Annotated in this window: 14 protein-coding genes, 2 tRNA genes and 1 riboswitch; of the genes, 9 read left to right on the top strand and 7 right to left on the bottom strand. The window is 70.8% G+C overall.

Going from position 1 to position 15,433, the window contains the following annotated elements:
* The coding region (recN, locus tag VFH10_RS15420; RefSeq protein WP_325130105.1) for a DNA repair protein RecN at positions 1–1,705 on the top strand (1,705 nt) is incomplete at its 5' end.
* Positions 1,706–1,711: 6 nt separating this feature from the next.
* Here recN and VFH10_RS15415 read toward each other — a convergent pair.
* Together VFH10_RS15415 and orn are read right to left on the bottom strand one after the other, a co-directional pair.
* Positions 1,712–1,787 (bottom strand) — tRNA-His (locus tag VFH10_RS15415).
* Between the two features lie 91 nt (positions 1,788–1,878).
* On the bottom strand, positions 1,879–2,535 hold the full coding sequence (orn, locus tag VFH10_RS15410) for an oligoribonuclease (protein ID WP_325130103.1): 657 nt from the start codon (positions 2,533–2,535) through the stop codon (positions 1,879–1,881).
* A gap of 164 nt (positions 2,536–2,699) precedes the next feature.
* Here orn and VFH10_RS15405 point away from each other — a divergent pair, with 164 nt between their 5' ends.
* The 3 genes from VFH10_RS15405 to VFH10_RS15395 all read left to right on the top strand — a co-directional run bounded on the left by VFH10_RS15405 (position 2,700) and on the right by VFH10_RS15395 (position 5,482).
* Positions 2,700–3,158, top strand: a complete 459-nt coding sequence (locus VFH10_RS15405) for a MauE/DoxX family redox-associated membrane protein (protein ID WP_325130102.1) — start codon at positions 2,700–2,702, stop codon at positions 3,156–3,158.
* Between the two features lie 17 nt (positions 3,159–3,175).
* Complete coding sequence (locus VFH10_RS15400) at positions 3,176–3,958, top strand: DsbA family protein (protein ID WP_325130100.1); 783 nt, start codon at positions 3,176–3,178, stop codon at positions 3,956–3,958.
* A gap of 447 nt (positions 3,959–4,405) precedes the next feature.
* Positions 4,406–5,482 carry an adenosine deaminase gene (locus VFH10_RS15395; protein ID WP_325130098.1) on the top strand — a complete coding sequence of 359 codons (1,077 nt, stop codon included), beginning with the start codon at positions 4,406–4,408 and terminating at the stop codon, positions 5,480–5,482.
* 10 nt (positions 5,483–5,492) lie between these two features.
* Here VFH10_RS15395 and VFH10_RS15390 read toward each other — a convergent pair whose 3' ends face one another.
* Both VFH10_RS15390 and VFH10_RS15385 read right to left on the bottom strand, forming a co-directional pair.
* Positions 5,493–6,464: a quinone oxidoreductase gene (locus tag VFH10_RS15390; RefSeq protein ID WP_325130095.1), complete on the bottom strand. Its 972-nt coding sequence runs from the start codon at positions 6,462–6,464 to the stop codon at positions 5,493–5,495.
* Positions 6,465–6,492: 28 nt separating this feature from the next.
* Positions 6,493–6,566 (bottom strand) — tRNA-Arg (locus VFH10_RS15385).
* Between the two features lie 192 nt (positions 6,567–6,758).
* Between VFH10_RS15385 and VFH10_RS15380 the strand changes: the two genes are divergently transcribed.
* The 5 genes from VFH10_RS15380 to VFH10_RS15360 all read left to right on the top strand — a co-directional run bounded on the left by VFH10_RS15380 (position 6,759) and on the right by VFH10_RS15360 (position 12,421).
* Positions 6,759–7,667: an alpha/beta hydrolase gene (locus VFH10_RS15380; RefSeq protein WP_325130093.1), complete on the top strand. Its 909-nt coding sequence runs from the start codon at positions 6,759–6,761 to the stop codon at positions 7,665–7,667.
* Positions 7,668–7,894: 227 nt separating this feature from the next.
* Positions 7,895–8,041, top strand: a riboswitch (cyclic di-AMP (ydaO/yuaA leader).
* Positions 8,042–8,056: 15 nt separating this feature from the next.
* Complete coding sequence (locus VFH10_RS15375) at positions 8,057–8,395, top strand: transglycosylase family protein (RefSeq protein WP_325130092.1); 339 nt, start codon at positions 8,057–8,059, stop codon at positions 8,393–8,395.
* A 358-nt stretch (positions 8,396–8,753) separates the two neighbouring features.
* Complete coding sequence (locus VFH10_RS15370) at positions 8,754–9,383, top strand: LysE family translocator (protein ID WP_325130090.1); 630 nt, start codon at positions 8,754–8,756, stop codon at positions 9,381–9,383.
* A gap of 181 nt (positions 9,384–9,564) precedes the next feature.
* Positions 9,565–10,977 carry a hypothetical protein gene (locus VFH10_RS15365; protein ID WP_325130088.1) on the top strand — a complete coding sequence of 471 codons (1,413 nt, stop codon included), beginning with the start codon at positions 9,565–9,567 and terminating at the stop codon, positions 10,975–10,977.
* A 40-nt stretch (positions 10,978–11,017) separates the two neighbouring features.
* Positions 11,018–12,421: a FlgD immunoglobulin-like domain containing protein gene (locus VFH10_RS15360; RefSeq protein WP_325130086.1), complete on the top strand. Its 1,404-nt coding sequence runs from the start codon at positions 11,018–11,020 to the stop codon at positions 12,419–12,421.
* A 73-nt stretch (positions 12,422–12,494) separates the two neighbouring features.
* Here the strand turns inward: VFH10_RS15360 and VFH10_RS15355 are convergent, their stop codons facing one another.
* The 3 genes from VFH10_RS15355 to VFH10_RS15345 form a co-directional block, all read right to left on the bottom strand.
* Complete coding sequence (locus VFH10_RS15355; protein ID WP_325130084.1) at positions 12,495–13,058, bottom strand: DUF1269 domain-containing protein; 564 nt, start codon at positions 13,056–13,058, stop codon at positions 12,495–12,497.
* 136 nt (positions 13,059–13,194) lie between these two features.
* Positions 13,195–13,590 (bottom strand): SHOCT domain-containing protein, encoded by a 396-nt coding sequence (locus tag VFH10_RS15350; protein ID WP_325130082.1) that lies wholly within the window; start codon positions 13,588–13,590, stop codon positions 13,195–13,197.
* Positions 13,591–13,813: 223 nt separating this feature from the next.
* Positions 13,814–15,349 (bottom strand): M20/M25/M40 family metallo-hydrolase, encoded by a 1,536-nt coding sequence (locus VFH10_RS15345; RefSeq protein WP_325130080.1) that lies wholly within the window; start codon positions 15,347–15,349, stop codon positions 13,814–13,816.
* Between the last annotated feature and the right edge of the window lie 84 nt (positions 15,350–15,433).

Raw genomic sequence — 15,433 nt, 5'->3', positions numbered from 1 at the left:
CGTCATCGAGTCGTCGACGCTCGAGCTCGGGCCGGGCCTGACGGTGATCACCGGTGAGACGGGCGCGGGCAAGACGATGGTCGTGACCGCACTGGGTCTGCTGCTCGGCGGACGTGCCGACTCGGGCGCGGTGCGCTCGGGTGCCAAGCAGGCCCGCGTCGAGGGCGTCGTCGCCGTCAGCGACCTCGACGGCTTCCGTACGGCCGTGGAGGACGCCGGCGGTGAGGTGGAGGAGGACCAGGTCGTCCTCGCCCGCAACGTCGCCGCACAGGGGCGCTCGCGCGCCTGGGTCGGCGGCGCGTCGGTGCCGGTCGCGACCCTGGCCGAGGTCGCCGAGCCCCTCGTGGCCGTGCACGGCCAGTCCGACCAGCACCGCCTGCTCCGGTCCGGTGCCCAGCGTGCCTCGCTCGACCGGTTCGGTGGCGAGGCGCTGGCCGCGACCGCGTCGTCGTACGCCGCCCTGTGGGCCGAGCTCATCGTGACCGAGCGGACGCTCGCCGAGGTGGTCGGCTCGGCTCGGGAGCGCGCGCGGGAGGCCGACCAGCTGCGGTTCGGCCTCGGCGAGGTCGAGGCGGTCGACCCGCAGCCGGGGGAGGACGCCGGGCTCGCCGCCGAGGAGACCCGGCTCGGTTTCGCCGACACGCTGCGCACGGCTGCCGAGACGGCCCGCGAGGCGCTCTCCAGCGAGGACGGCGCACCCGATGCCCTGGCCACGACCAGCGCGGCGCGGCGGGCGCTCGACGGCGTGCGCGACCACGACCCGGCGGCGGGGGAGCTCGCCGACCGGCTCGCCGAGCTGAGCCACCTGCTCGTCGACCTCGCCGGCGACGTCGCGTCCTACGCCGCCTCCCTCGAGACCGACCCGGGCCGTCTTGCCGCCGTCTCGGAGCGACGGGCGGCGCTGACTGCGCTCACCCGCAAGTATGGCGAGACGATCGACGAGGTGCTTGCCTGGGCGGAGCAGGGAGCCAGGCGCCTGCTCGAGCTCGACGGCACCGACGAGCGGATCGAGGAGCTGAAGGCCAGGGCCGCGGGGCTGAGGGCCACGCTGGCCACCCACGGTGCGACCCTCACCGACCTGCGCACCAAGGCGGCGGTCAAGCTCGGCAAGGTCGTCTCCGAGGAGCTGACCGCTCTCGCGATGCCGCACGCCGAGGTCGCGGTCGCGGTGACCCAGCACGCCGACCCCGGCGGCCTGGTGGTGGGGGAGCGGACCCTGCGCTTCGGTCCCACTGGCCTCGACGACGTCGAGCTGCTGCTCGCCGCCAACCGCGGAGCCGACGCGCGCCCGCTCGGCAAGGGCGCCTCCGGGGGTGAGCTGAGCCGGGTGATGCTGGCGGTGGAGGTGGCGCTGGCGGCGACCAACCCGGTGCCCACCTTCGTGTTCGACGAGGTCGACGCCGGCGTCGGTGGCAAGGCCGCCGTCGAGGTGGGCCGCCGGCTGGCGCGGCTGGCGCGGCACGCCCAGGTGCTCGTGGTCACGCACCTGCCACAGGTGGCGGCCTTCGCCGACCAGCACGTCGTCGTGGTCAAGAGCGACGACGGGACCGTCACGACGTCCGGTCTGACCACTCTCGACGACGGCGGCCGGGTCCGTGAGCTGTCCCGGATGCTGGCCGGCCTGGAGGAGTCCGACACCGCGATCGCACACGCGGAGGAGCTGCTCGCCACCGCACAGGAGTCGCGCGCGCGGGCGGCCCGCTGAGCCTCTTGGGGTGAACGACGGGACTCGAACCCGCGACATCCGCGACCACAACGCGGCGCTCTACCAGCTGAGCTACGCCCACCATGTGACCGGTGTCGAGACCGGCCAACAGTCGCGACGGCCCCTCCGTGCGTGCACGGGAGAAGCCGAAGCAGCGAACAGTGTACCCGTTCTCAGGGGGTCTCCGAACCGGGGGCGTCACCGTCCGCCGGCGTCGCCGGGACGACCCCGGTCAGGGACCCGCCGTGCTCTGCGGCGAGCCCCTTGGCGGTGTCGCTGTCTGGCCCCGGGGGCGGGACGAACACCGCCGAGCGGTAGTAGCGCAGCTCCTCGATGCTCTCCTGGATGTCGGCGAGGGCCCGGTGGTTGCCGGACTTGGCCGGAGCGTTGAAGTAGGCCCGGGGGTACCAGCGCCGGGACAGCTCCTTGATCGAGGAGACGTCCACGATCCGGTAGTGCAGATAGGCCTCGAGGTCCGGCATGTCCCGGGCGAGGAAAGCCCGGTCGGTGGCAACGGTGTTGCCGGCCAGGGGTGGTCGGCTCCCCTCCGGGCAGAACTCCCGGATGTAGCCGAGGACCTGCTGCTCGGCCTCCTCCAGGGTGACGCCGTCGGCCAGCACGTCGAGCAGCCCGGAGACGGTGTGCATGTTGCGGACGAAGTCGTCCATCTGGTCCAGTGCCTCGGGCGGCGGCTTCACGACGATGTCGACCCCGTCACCGAGCACGTTGAGGTCGAAGTCGGTGACCAGCGCCGCCACCTCGATCAGCGCGTCGGCGCCCAGGTCGAGGCCGGTCATCTCGCAGTCGATCCACACCAGACGGTCGTTCACGGTTAGGAGGCTACTGGACGGATCGGCGGACACCGGCGGGCGCCGTACGCCGTCACCGGCGATCGACATCGGCCCCCCGATGCAAAGGACCTGGGCCAAGGGCCCGGCCAAACCGGGCCGAAAGCCTCAGTCGACGCTCAGGATGCGTCACTAGTCTGGGCGCCATGCAATGGCTGGGGGTCCTCGCGCGTCTCGTGGTCGGCACTGTGTGGGTGGCCGCGGGAGCGCTGAAGATCCCCGACCCGACGGAGAGCGTCCGGGCCGTCCGCAACTACCGGATCCTCCCGGAGGCCGTGGTCCCGCTGGTCGGTCACTCGCTGCCGGTGTTGGAGGTCCTGATCGGCGTCTGCCTGCTGGTCGGGCTCCTGGTGCGTGCCAACGCGGTGGTGTCGTGCGTGCTCCTGCTGGCCTTCATCGCCGGGATCGCGTCGGCCTGGGCGCGCGGCCTGTCCATCGAGTGCGGGTGCTTCGGCGGCGGCGCAGGCACCCTGGAGGACTACGCGTCGAAGTACCCCTGGGAGATCGCCCGCGACGTCGGCCTGCTGCTGGCCTCCGGGTGGCTGGTGCTGCGTCCCCGGAGCCCATGGGCGCTGGACAACCGGCTCTTCCCCGTCGACGACTGAACACGAGAGAACAAGAGATGTCCAAGAAGAAGTCCAACGCGACCCGGCGGGCCGAGCAGCTCGCCACCCACGAACGCGCGGCCGAGATCCGCAAGGCGCACGAGCGCAAGGAGCGCCGTCGCCGCAACGGGTTCATCGCCGCCGGCGTCGTGGTGGTGCTGGCCCTGGTGCTGGGCATCGGGTACGCCGTGCAGTCCTCCCGCGACACGACCGGTCAGGTCGCCACCCCACCCGCTGGTGTCGTGGACGACTACGCGGTGCCGCGGGGAGACCCGGAGGCGCCGGTCACCGTGACCATCTACGAGGACTTCATGTGCCCGTTCTGCGGGCAGTTCGAGGCCGCGAGCCGGGACCTGCTCTCGTCGTACGTCGACGCCGGTGACGTGCGGGTCGAGTACCGGGTGCTGTCCTTCCTGGACCGGGCCTCCAACGGCACGGACTACTCGACGCGCTCGATGAACGCCCTCGCCGTCGTCCTCGACACAGCCGGGCCGGAGGTGGCGTGGGAGTTCCACGACCTGCTCTTCGAGAACCAGCCCGAGGAGGGCACCGACGGCCTGTCCGACGACGAGCTCGTCGACCTGGCGGTCGAGGCCGGTGCGACCCGCGACCGGGTCGCGGGCCCCATCGAGCAGCGGAAGTTCGAGCAGTGGGTGCGCAACGCCACCGACGCGGCCAACCGGGCCGGGGTGTCGTCCACGCCGACCGTGATGGTCGACGGCGAGCCACTCGAGGCGACCACCATTGACGCCCTCGTCAAGGAGCTGGATGAGGCCGTGCAGGCCGCCCTCGGCGGGTGACCACTGGCGCGCACCCTGTGGATGCTGGGGACAACCCTGGGGACAAGTTCGGCGTCCACGGCGTGTCCTCGCGGACACGCCGTGGCACCCGAAATCGGGCGCGAAAGTTGCCAGAAACCCCTTGTGGCCAAGGGGTTTCGCGGGATAGAAATCTCTCACGCCAACGGGGAGACCCGAAGGCGGGATCGGATGGAAACGGGATCCAGGCCGGTGGAGCAATCCACCGGATCGGCCGGTGACGAGGCCGCGGATCGACCGGACCGACCGTGAGTTCGGGAGCGTCACGACCGGACAAACTTGAGGCCCCGCAAACTCATACTTTGCGGGGCCTCACCCTTTGTACCCCGTCCCGGCCCGACCATCCGGGACCGACACCCGGTCACGGCGTGTCCTCCGTCACGCGGGTGCTCCACCTCGGGTCGAGTGGGAAACGGCAGGATGGTGCGCATGTCCGAAGCGACCCTGCCGCCCCCCGACCCCGCGCCCGGACTTCCGGGCAGTCTCCGCGACTTCATCGCCGGCGTCCCCAAGGCCGAGATCCACGTGCATCACGTCGGGTCAGCGTCGCCGCGCATCGTCTCGGAGCTCGCGGCCCGGCACCCCGGCAAGGTGCCGTCCGACCTGGACGCGCTGCGCGAGTTCTACAGGTTCCGCGACTTCGCGCACTTCATCGAGGTCTACCTCGCCGTCGTCGACCTGGTCCGGGAGCCCGACGACGTCCGGCTGCTCACCTACGAGGTCGCCGCCGAGATGGCTGCCCAGAACGTCCGGTACGCCGAGATGACGCTGACGCCGTACACGTCGGTGATGGCGGGCGTGCCGATCGAGGCATTCGTCGAGGCGGTCGAGGACGCCCGCACCTCCGCAGAGCGCGACCACGGCATCCGGCTCCGATGGGTCTACGACATCCCGGGCGAGTTTGGCCTGCCGGCCGCGGAGGCCACCGTCGAGTACGCGGTCGACCATGCCCCGGACACTCTCATCGGCTTCGGCCTCGGGGGTCCGGAGATCGGAGTCGAGCGTCCCCAGTTCGAGCCGGTGTTCGCCCGGGCTCGCGCCGCGGGCCTGCACAGCGTGCCGCACGCGGGGGAGACCACGGGACCTCAGACGATCTGGGACGCGCTCGAGCACCTCGGTGCCGAGCGGATCGGTCACGGCACCTCCGCGGTCCAGGACCCGAAGCTGGTCGAGCACCTGGTGGACCACCAGATCCCGCTCGAGGTGTGCCCGACCTCCAACATCGCCACCCGCGCTGTGGACACGCTCGAGAACCATCCGATCCGGGCGCTGTACGACGCGGGCGCACTGGTCACCGTGAACTCCGACGACCCGCCGATGTTCGGCACCACCCTCACACGGGAGTACCAGATCGCGGCGGAGCTGCTCGACCTCGACGCTGCCGGCGTTGCCGCCCTGGCGACGAACGCCGTGCGCGCCTCGTTCCTGCCCGAGGACGAGAAGGCCGCGCTCGCCGGCGAGATCTCCGACTACCTGGCGGCGTGGGACGGACCTGTCGGGAGCTAGGGCCTGCGGGTCACGGGATGACCAGCAGCTTGCCGGTGGTGCGCCTGCCCTCCAGGTCGTCGTGGGCGCGGCCGGCGTCCTCGAGCCCGTAGCGTCCGCCGATCCGGACGTCGAGGGCGCCGGACGCGACCTGGGCGAGCACGGTTCCCGCGCGCTCGACGAGCTCGTCCCGTCCGTGGATGTAGTGGGCCAGGGTCGGCCGGGTCAGGAACAGGGAGCCCTGCCGGTTGAGCACCTGCGGGTCGAGCGGGGGTACCGGGCCGGACGAAGCGCCATAGAGCACCATCATCCCGCGAGGGCGCAGCAGCTCCAGGCCGGCGTCGAAGGTCGTCGCGCCCACTCCGTCGTACACGACATGGACGCCGGCGCCGCCGGTCAGGCGGGTGACCTCCTCGACCAGGTCCGTCTCGGTGTAGAGCACGACGTCGGCGGCACCTGCGCCGCGCGCGAGCTCGGCCTTCTCCGGTGTCGAGGTCGTGGCGATAACTCGGGTGCCCTTCGCGGACAGCATCTGCGTGAGCAGCGACCCGACCCCGCCCGCGGCCGCGTGCACCAGCGCGGTGTGCTCGGGCCCGGCCGGGAACGTGGACTCGCACAGGTACTGCGCGGTCATGCCCTGCAGCATCACCGCTGCGGCCGCGTCGAGGTCGACGCCGTCGGGCACGCGCACCAGTCGGTCGGCCGGAACGATCGCCTCCTCGGCGTACCCCGCGCCGTCGACCATCGCCCAGGCGACCCGGTCGCCGACGGACACGTCCGCGACGTCGAGTCCGACCTCCGCCACGGTGCCGGCGCCCTCCGAGCCTGCGACGAACGGCAGCGTCTTCGGGTAGGCGCCGGTGCGCTGGTAGACGTCGATGAAGTTGACGCCGCAGGCAGCCACGTCGACGCGGACGTGCCCCGAGAGCGGGGCCTGCGGATCGCGCTCCCTCACCTGCAGGACCTCGGATCCTCCGGTCTGCTCGACGACCACGGCGCGCACGGGCTCTCCTCTCGTCAGCGGAACTGCGCGCCCCCGGCAGGACTCGAACCTGCGACCATCGGATTAGAAGTCCGGCGCTCTATCCAGCTGAGCTACGAGGGCGGGGGATAGGTATTCGCATCGGGAGAACCCAGGGGGACAGCTCCGTTGTGGTTCGACACGAGTTCCAACCCGCGTCACAGCGTAGTGGAGGGCTTCAGCGCTCCCGCGTCTCCGCTGGGTCCTTGTCCGGCGTTGCGGGCGTCCTCGGTCAGGCGGCACAGTGAGCGCATCAGTGCGAACGGGGGCGGCGCGATGCCGATCACCGACGAGGGGTCGACCGAGACGGTCACCACGGTCGACCGGCGGACCCTGGCTTTCTGCCGGTGGGGCGACCCGGACGGCGCACCCGTGTTCTACCTGCACGGCACGCCGGGCAGCCGGTTCCTGCGCCACAGCGAGGACGAGTACCGGCGGAACCGGCTCTCTGTCTACACCTACGACCGGCCCGGCTTCGGACTGTCCACCCGGTTGAGGGGTCGGAAGACTGCGGACACGGCGGCAGACGTCCGCGCGATCGCGGACGCCGTAGGGCTGGGCGAGTTCGGCGTGGCGGGGGTGTCCGGGGGCGCGGCGCCGGCGTTGGCCTGCGGGGCGCTGCTGCCGGACCGGGTGACGCGATGCGCCACCGTCGTGGGTGCTGCACCGTTCACCGCCGAGGGGCTGGACGTCTTCGACGGCATGGACGAGGAAGCCCGCACCGAGTGGGCACTTCCACTGCGGGGGGAGGAGGCGATCGAACGGGACTGGCTCGAGACCGTCGACTGGATCGAGCAGGGCCTGCCGGGGGTCGATGCTCCCGACGAGGTGCGGGCGATGCTCCTGGTCGCCTTCGAGGAGGCGACGCGGCAGGGGTCGCACGGCTTCGTCGACGACATGCTCTCCGAGGCCCGCGAATGGGGGTTCTCCTTGTCCGACGTCCGCGCGCCGACCCGGCTGATGATGGCCCGCGACGACGTGATCCCAGCCGCGCACGGCGACTGGCTCGTGCAGCGCCTGCCGAACGCTCGGGTGGTCTGGGTCGACGGCGGACACTTCGGTCCCCGGGACGAGCCGGAGATGGAGCTGATGACCTGGGTCGGGCACGGCGAGGGCGGCTCTCGGATTTCCAGTGGTGTGTCCGGCAGTACGCCGCACCCGGGTGGCCCGTCGAGGACCCCTTAGGGAGGCAGAAGCCTCCGATCGCCGCTGTGAGAACACGCACACGGGTCACGACCGATTGACCCGTACAGAACGGGGCGAACCTCGCGAAATGCGCCGGGTGCGACGACGGCGGAGGCGTGCTCAGGACTCGCTCGCTTTGGTTTGTCCGGCCATTCCTTGCACCATGGTTGGGTTCCCGCGTCAGTGCGGGGGCGGCCACCGGACGCCGAGTCCTGCCTGCCGGTGTGTCATGTCCACCGCTCGAAGGCAGGAGCGGGGGAACCAATCTCCCGGGCCGGCACAGACCGGTCCTTGGGGTGAAGCCGCGTAGACGCGGCCGGGCAGCTTCCGCCCGAACCCGACAGCTCACCTCGTAGGCGTGGAAGGGATGAACCATGTCCGAATTGAGGATGACGCGCGCCGTTTTGCTGATGCTGGTGACCCTGGTCTCGGCGGGCGTGCTGAGCGTCGTAGGCACGACCAGCCCTGCTCAGGCGGCGCCCGTGCGAGTCTGGGACCGGCTGGCCCGCTGCGAGTCGGGCGGCAACTGGCACATCAACACCGGCAACGGCTATTACGGCGGCCTGCAGTTCAGCGGGTCGACGTGGCGGGCCTTCGGTGGCGGGAAGTTCGCCCGCGCCGCGCACCGGGCCAGCAAGGTCGAGCAGATCCGGATCGCGGAGCGGGTTCGCCGCCACCAGGGGTGGGGCGCCTGGCCGGCCTGCTCGAGTCGCATCGGCTTGCGCTGACCGCTCGACGTCGGACGAGGCTCGCCTACCCCCGGCCCGCAGCGAGCCTCGTCCGGCGCGGAGCCACGCAACACATCGACGACCCGGGGTCAGCTGGCGTGCGCCGCGATATCTCTGGTGATGTCCGGTCCAGCGAGCCGTGGACCCGCGACAACGTCAGATTCGGCTGCGGAATCGCGCTGGACAGAACGAGGACGGCGCCCTATTCCGAGGCAGGCCCGCGCTGGGAGCGTCTCTTGCCGACGCCCGGGAGCGCTTGGGGCAGCCCTGCCTCCTTGCTCGTTCACGGCGAAGGCGACCGGCCCGAGCTGCGCCTAAGGAGATGCCGATCGAGCGCGGAGGCCCGACAATGGTCGGCATGCCCACGTCAAGCCAGTGGCTCGCGTTCCTGGTGGCCTCGATCCTGTTCATCCAGGTGCCAGGGCCGAGCCTCTTGTTCACGATCGGTCGCGCGCTCACCGTCGGCCGACGCGAGGCGTTGCTCTCGGTCGTCGGCAACGCGCTGGGGCTCGTCGCGCAGGTCGGTTTCGTCGCGCTCGGCCTAGGCGCCGTCGTGGCGGCGAGCGCCACGGCGTACACCGTGCTCAAGCTGGTCGGCGCGGCGTACGTGGTGTGGCTCGGAGTATCGGCCATCCGGCACCGGGCCGACGCCCGGGTTGCGCTCGAGAGCCCGGAGCGGGCGCCGGCCAGGCGTGGTCACGCGGTTCGCACCGGCTTCGTCGTCGGGGTCACCAACCCGAAGACGATCGTGTTCTTCGTCGCGTTCCTTCCCCAGTTCACGAGCGACTCCGGTCCGGCCGCAGCGCAGGTGGCGCTTCTCGGCATCGTCTTCGGGATCCTGGCCGTCTGCTCGGACAGCCTCTGGGCGCTGGGCGCCGGGAAGGCGCGTGACTGGTTCGCCCGCAAGCCTCACCGGTTGGACAAGCTGAGTGCGTCGGGCGGAGGCATGATGATCGCGCTGGGTGTCACGCTCGGCGCCAGCGAGTAGCGGCTTCGCGTCGACACGGCGGACCACGCGCGGTCGGGTCGGCCGTGAACCGTCAGACCCGGCCCAACTGGGTGTGTCCCTTTCCCTCAGGTCTGCGTGTCCGCGGCTACGATGACGATCCGCTTCTCCACTTCCACGTCGATCAGCAACCAGTCGGGGGAACTCAGTGCTTCACGTCACCGTGAGCGCACGGTCCAACACCACGCGTTCACTTCGCGCCGCCGCCGGCATGATCGTCGCGGCAGCCACCATCGCCGCCCCACTGGCCGCCATCACGTCCGTCGCGACGGCGCCCGTCGCGCACGCCGACGGTTGGCGGCCCATCCTCAGCGTCTCGCCTGAGCGGGCCTGGTTCTCGCCCAACAAGGACCACGTCCAAGACAAGGTCAAGCTGTCCGTCAGCGTCCGTGAGGGCGCGAAGGTGACCGTCAAGGTCCGCCGCGCCACGGACCGGACCCTGGTGTTCAAGGAGGAGCCTGGCAAGCTCGGCGGCGCCGGCGGGACCTCGCACCGCTGGGTCTGGAACGGGAAGAACGCCAACGGGAAGGTCGTCCGCGACGGCGAGTACACCGCGACGTTCACCGCGCGCGCGAGCGCCGACGGCAAGGTGCAGGTCCGTTCGGCGAACGTCTTCGTCGACACCGAGTACGACCTGCCCAGGACACCGGCCACCAGCCTCGACATCCTGTACCCGAAGACCACCGTGCTGCGGGACGCGCTCGCGGTCACCCTGCGCGGCAAGGGTCGACTGGCCTCGGTCGGCAGCGGCGTGCTGCGGGTCAGCGACGCGGACGGCCGGGTCGTGCGCAGGGTCGTCGCCAGCGGCGGGTGGCGTCCGATCCTCACCGCCGTGTTCGACGGCCGCGACGCCACCGACCAGCCGCTGCCCGCCGGAACGTACACGCTGGGCTTCAAGGTGACCGACCGGGCCGGGAACCAGGGCAGGTCGAAGACCACCACGGTGCGAATTTCCGACAAGGCCCTGGTCGAGAAGACCGGCACCCTCGTGCTGCCGCCGACGGGCACGTGGAAGGCGTCCGAGGTGCTCGCGGGGACCGCGCCGGCACCCGTCGTGGCTCCCCCTGCGCCCAGTGTGGTGAGCCCGCACCCGTGCGGCAAGGTGGTGCCCTCCGAGGTGTACCCGAACGCGGGCGCGACGAGCTACCGGTCCGACGAGACGTGCACCGACTCCTTCGCCGCGAGGGGCGCGTACGCCACCGGTGCGGTCGTGCTGGACAACCTCACGTTCGACGCGGCGCCGCGCGGCGGCGTGTACTCGACCCGGGTGTCGATGCGCGGCCAGCCGACGGTGCCGGGTGAGACCGACTCCGCCACGCTGACGCTGGGTGGGCCCTCCTTCGGGTTCAACGGCGTCATCGAGACGCCGCGCGGCGTACCGTCGCCCGCGGTCGCGCAGGAGACGGTCACCGCGACCGCGACCGAAACCACAACCGTCCCGCCGCAGACCCACTACAGCCGCCCGGTGACCACACAACCCAAGACGGTGGCGTGGACCGTCGTGACCCGCGGCGCGGACTCGTTCGACGTCGCCGACGTCACTCTCACCTACACATACTTCGCCCCGCAGGAGTAGCGCGTCCTCGACCGCTCAACGACACGGAGATCCAGACCGCATGAACCGCACCCGCACTGCACTGCTCGCCCGGGTCGCCACCGCGACCATCGCCGCCGGGTTGGCAGCGCTGCCGGCCACCGCTGCCACCGCGGCCACGGCGGCGGCGCCGACGTCGGGAGCCGCCAAGGCCGCAAAGCCGAAGAAGGTGACGGTCCCGAACCTCATCGACGCGACGCAGCAGCCGGTGTCCCTTTCGCCGAACGGCGACAAGGTCAAGGACCGCGCCCGCGTCCCGTTCACGCTCAAGCGGAAGTCCGTCGTCACCGTGAAGGTGCTCCGCACCACCGGCGCCCACGAAGCCGTCTTCACCCAGAAGCTCGGCACGCTCGCGCGCGGCAAGCACGCGTACCGGTGGGACGGGAAGAAGCCCGGCGGCAAGGTGCTCCGCGACAACCGCTACGAGATCTCCCTCCTCGCCAACCCGGTCAAGGACCGCATCAAGAAGGCGTCCGACTACACCTACGTGTACGTCGACACCCGGTACCAGCCCGAGCCGCTCGAGGCGAGCTCCACGACCGTCTACCCGAACACGACCGTCATCACCGACCAGATCGCGTTCAACCACGGCGGCTGGCTGGCGTGGGGCGGCCCGCGCAGCGAGCGGATCAGCAAGGTCACCCTCGTCGTGACGGACACGGCAGGGAACGTCGTGCGGTCGGCCCCGCAGGCGTACCGTCACGAGCTGTTCTACCCGGTCACCTGGGACGGCCGCGACGACACCGGCGCCGCTGTGCCCGCCGGTTCGTACGCGGTCCACATGGACGTCACCGACGCGGCCGGCAACAAGGGCACGTCCCCGGCGATGAGCGTGAGCGTATCCGCGGTCCCGCTGGTCGTCGCCAGCGGTACGCGCACCGTCGCCCCCGTCAACGGCACGCTGACACCCGCTCCCGCCTCGGCAAGCTCCCGTTCAGCCGGGGACGGCGGACGCGCGTCGACGAACGGCGGGGACGACACCCCGACGGAGCCGTGCGGCTCCGTGTTCGCCTCGACCGTCTATCCGGCCCCGGGGGCGAGCCTGCGGTCCAAGAGCGGCTGCGGCTGGGCCTTGAACGAGGCCCGCGGTTCGGGGTCGTTGGCTCTCACGGACCTGAACGCGCCCCGTGGTCTGCAGTCGGCGCAGCTGTCGATGCGTGGCCGGCCCTCCCTGGACGGCGAGGTCGACACCGCGCAGCTCGCGCTGGGCTGGCTGGGGTCGGGCTGGGCGAACCTGACGGCGACGTCGCCGACCGCGCCGGGCGAGGCAGTCACGTCGTCGCCGGTGCTGAACAACGCCTGGGACGCCACCCGGTACCAGCGCCAGGTCGGCGTCGAGTGGACGATCCGGACGTTCGGCTTCGACTCCTACGACGTCGCCGACGTCACCGCGAACTTCACCTACCTGACGCCTCAAGCCTCCTGACCGGCTCGCAGCGCAGCCACGACAGGGCGGTGGCGGCGGTCAGACACAGGTCTTCAGAGCGCCGGTGCTCTGCTCAGGCGTCGGCCTGCTGGGCCTCCTTGGCTGCTGCCTTGATGTCCTCCGCCTCGACCTTGTCGATGGCGGACTCGACGATGGCGTCGGCCCGCTCGAGGGCCGTCCGAATCTTGACTGCTCCTGGGTCTGAGACGAGGGCGAGCAGACCGGAGTGCCCGGGCGGGATGGCGTTCTCGAGTTGCTGCTCGAGCTCGCCGTGGTGGTGGCGCTGGCGCAGCTTGCCGGCGAGGGCGCCGACGGAGCCGACAACCGCGGCGCTGCCGAGGATTGATGGTGGGAAGATCACGCCGAGTGCGATGCCGCCGACCACGCCCCACTTGAGCCCGGACTTCGTGCTGTGGTCCGTCGCCTTCTGGACCTCCAGCTTGCCTTCGGCGGAGCGGTTCACCACGATGACGCCTTCGATTTCGACGGTGCGGCCGTCCTCGGCCGACTTGAGGGCCTCGTACGCCTCCCAGGCCGTGCTGGTGTCGCTGAAGTCTGCGACGAGGAGCGTGTAGGCGCCGTCGGAGACGGCGGCCGCCCTCATCTTCTGGTCGGGAGTGATGGTCTCGTCTGACATGGCATGCGCTCCTTGGTGATTGGGTTCCCACTCTTCAGCGACCACGACCGGATGGCATCACCCGTAGGGGTGGATCTGTCCGCGCAGAGAGCGGAACGCGATGTCGCCCGGGATGACGCGTCGGGCGCGCGTGTCGTCAGGCGAGTGCCTTGGCCTTCAAAGTGTCGAACTCGCTCTGGTCGATGGCGCCCGAATCCAGGAGCGCCTTGGCGCTGGCAATCTGGTCCGCTGCCGAAGCGGGGGCGCCGGCGACCTGCTTGATGTAGTCGGCTTGAGCGGCCTGTAGCTCCTCGGCCCTCGTCATTTGTCGTTGGGTCATGCTCCGGCCGCGGGCGATGAGGTAGATCAGGGCACCGACCCAGGGCACGAAGATGAGCAGCACAGCCCATCCGGCCTTGGCCCAACCGCTGAGCGTGTGATCACCGAACATGTCGAACAGGCACCGGAACCAGACCATGAGCGCAGCAATCCAGATGAAGAACCAGAAGGACCACAGCAGCACGTCTCCGAAGTCGTTGGTCATGGCGTCCATAACAAGCTCCTTGTCGTCATCCGGGTCTGTCGTCCGGTCTGGCGCAGTGTTGCAGAGCCCACGGGGGCTCGCCTCCTCATCTGTGCATGAGGAATGCCGAGGCGGGGGCAGATGGGTGGTCACATGACGAGTGCGGAAACTCGTCCACTCGGTACGGCAGGAACACGGTCGGGGCCGTCACCCGTGGTGGTGGTGACGGCCCCGACCGCTCTCGGAACCGGCTTCAGCGCAGGGCGCTGTCACCCTTGTAGGACCAGTCGACCCGGCCCGATCCCTTGCCCTTCGCGGTGCCGTTGACCGCAGAGGTCGTCTCGGCGAAGGTCAGGGTCGAGTGCGCCACGGCGTCCGACATGACGTCGAGGGTGTCGGCGTCGATGTTGTCGATGTCGTCGCAGGCCGCGTGGTAGCACGGGTCGTACGCCGTGCCGGCGGTGCCGCCGAAGATGGCCGCCTGCGCCGGTGACTTGATGCCCTCCGCGCCGGTGAAGAGGCCGCCCGCGGGGATGCCCGCCTCGATGAAGCCGAAGTAGTCGCTGCGGCCGTCGAAGTCGGTCGGCTCGGTGGGCTCGCCCTCGGCGGTGAAGAAGTCGGTGAAGACGTCCTCGATGGTGCCCGAGCCGTTGGGGCCCGCGATGCCCAGAGCGTCACCGTCGCCGTCGTAGACGAAGTTGACCGCGTTCGGTGAGCCGATCATGTCGAAGTTCAGGTTGAGCGCGGTGCCCTTGATCTCGCGTGGGGTGAGCTGCGAGACGTAGAAGCTCGAGCCGATGAGCCCGTCCTCCTCCCCGCTCCAGAACGCGAACCGGACGCGGTTCTCCGGCTCGATGCCGAGCTCGGCCATCTGCAGCGCGGTCTCGAGGATGGCGGCGGTCCCCGAGCCGTTGTCGTTGATGCCGGGCCCCTCGGGCACGGAGTCGAGGTGGCCGCCGACCACGACCGTGCGGTCGGTGCGCCCGGTCGGGGTGTCGGCCAGGAGGTTCTCGGTGGCGACCGGGACGATCTCCACGTCGACGTTGAGCCGCAACGTGAGCTCCGGCGTGGTCGCCCACTCGGCACCGAGAGCGAACGGGGCGCTGACCACGGGGATGGTGCGCGGCGGCGGGTCGAGGGTGCCGCCGAAGAGCCCGAGGCGGTCGTCGTTCGGGTCGACGTTGCCCTGGTTGAAGATGATGACCCCTGCGGCGTCGGCGTCGGCGGCGAGGTCGGCCTTGACCGAGAAGTTGCAGGTGCCGCGCTGGATCAGGGCGATGTCCCCCGCGGGGAATCCGTCGAAGTCGTCGGCTTCGCAGCCGCTCGTCGTCGCGCGGTCGTCGTCCAGGTTCACGTCGACGACGGTGACCGGCGCGGTGACGTCCGCCTCGCCGGAGAAGTCCATCGGGAAGTAGTCGACACCGAGCGTGTAGGTCGTGGCGGTGGGGCTCACCTGCTCGAGCGCCGAGTCCCCGAAGTCGGTGCGGTCGTAGGTGAACGCCTGGCGCTGGGTGGTGTACCCGGCGGCCTGGAGCAGCCCTTCGACGTAGGCGACGGACGCCGCGTGCCCGGGCGTTCCGGCCGCCCGCGTGTCGCCGTTGGCGTCGGCAATGTCCTGGAACTCCTCGAGGTGGTTCACGATGCCCTCGACGGTGACGGCCTCGCGCAGGGCGCCGGTGTCGGTGGCGACCGCCGCCTGCGCGGGGGAGCCCGCCAGGGCGAACGAGCCGCACAACGCGACCGTCGCCCCGGCGGCGATCGCTTGGATGCTGGTGGTTCTCCGATTCACAGAAACCTCCCTGTCAAGCCCCGACGCTCGGTGCTCGGGGCCGGCTCACGCCGATCCGACGGACGCTAGCGGAGGCGGTGGATG

The organism is Nocardioides sp., assembly GCF_035697785.1.
Taxonomy (GTDB): Bacteria; Actinomycetota; Actinomycetes; order Propionibacteriales; family Nocardioidaceae; genus Nocardioides_B.
This window is presented reverse-complemented; position numbering and strand designations above follow the sequence as displayed.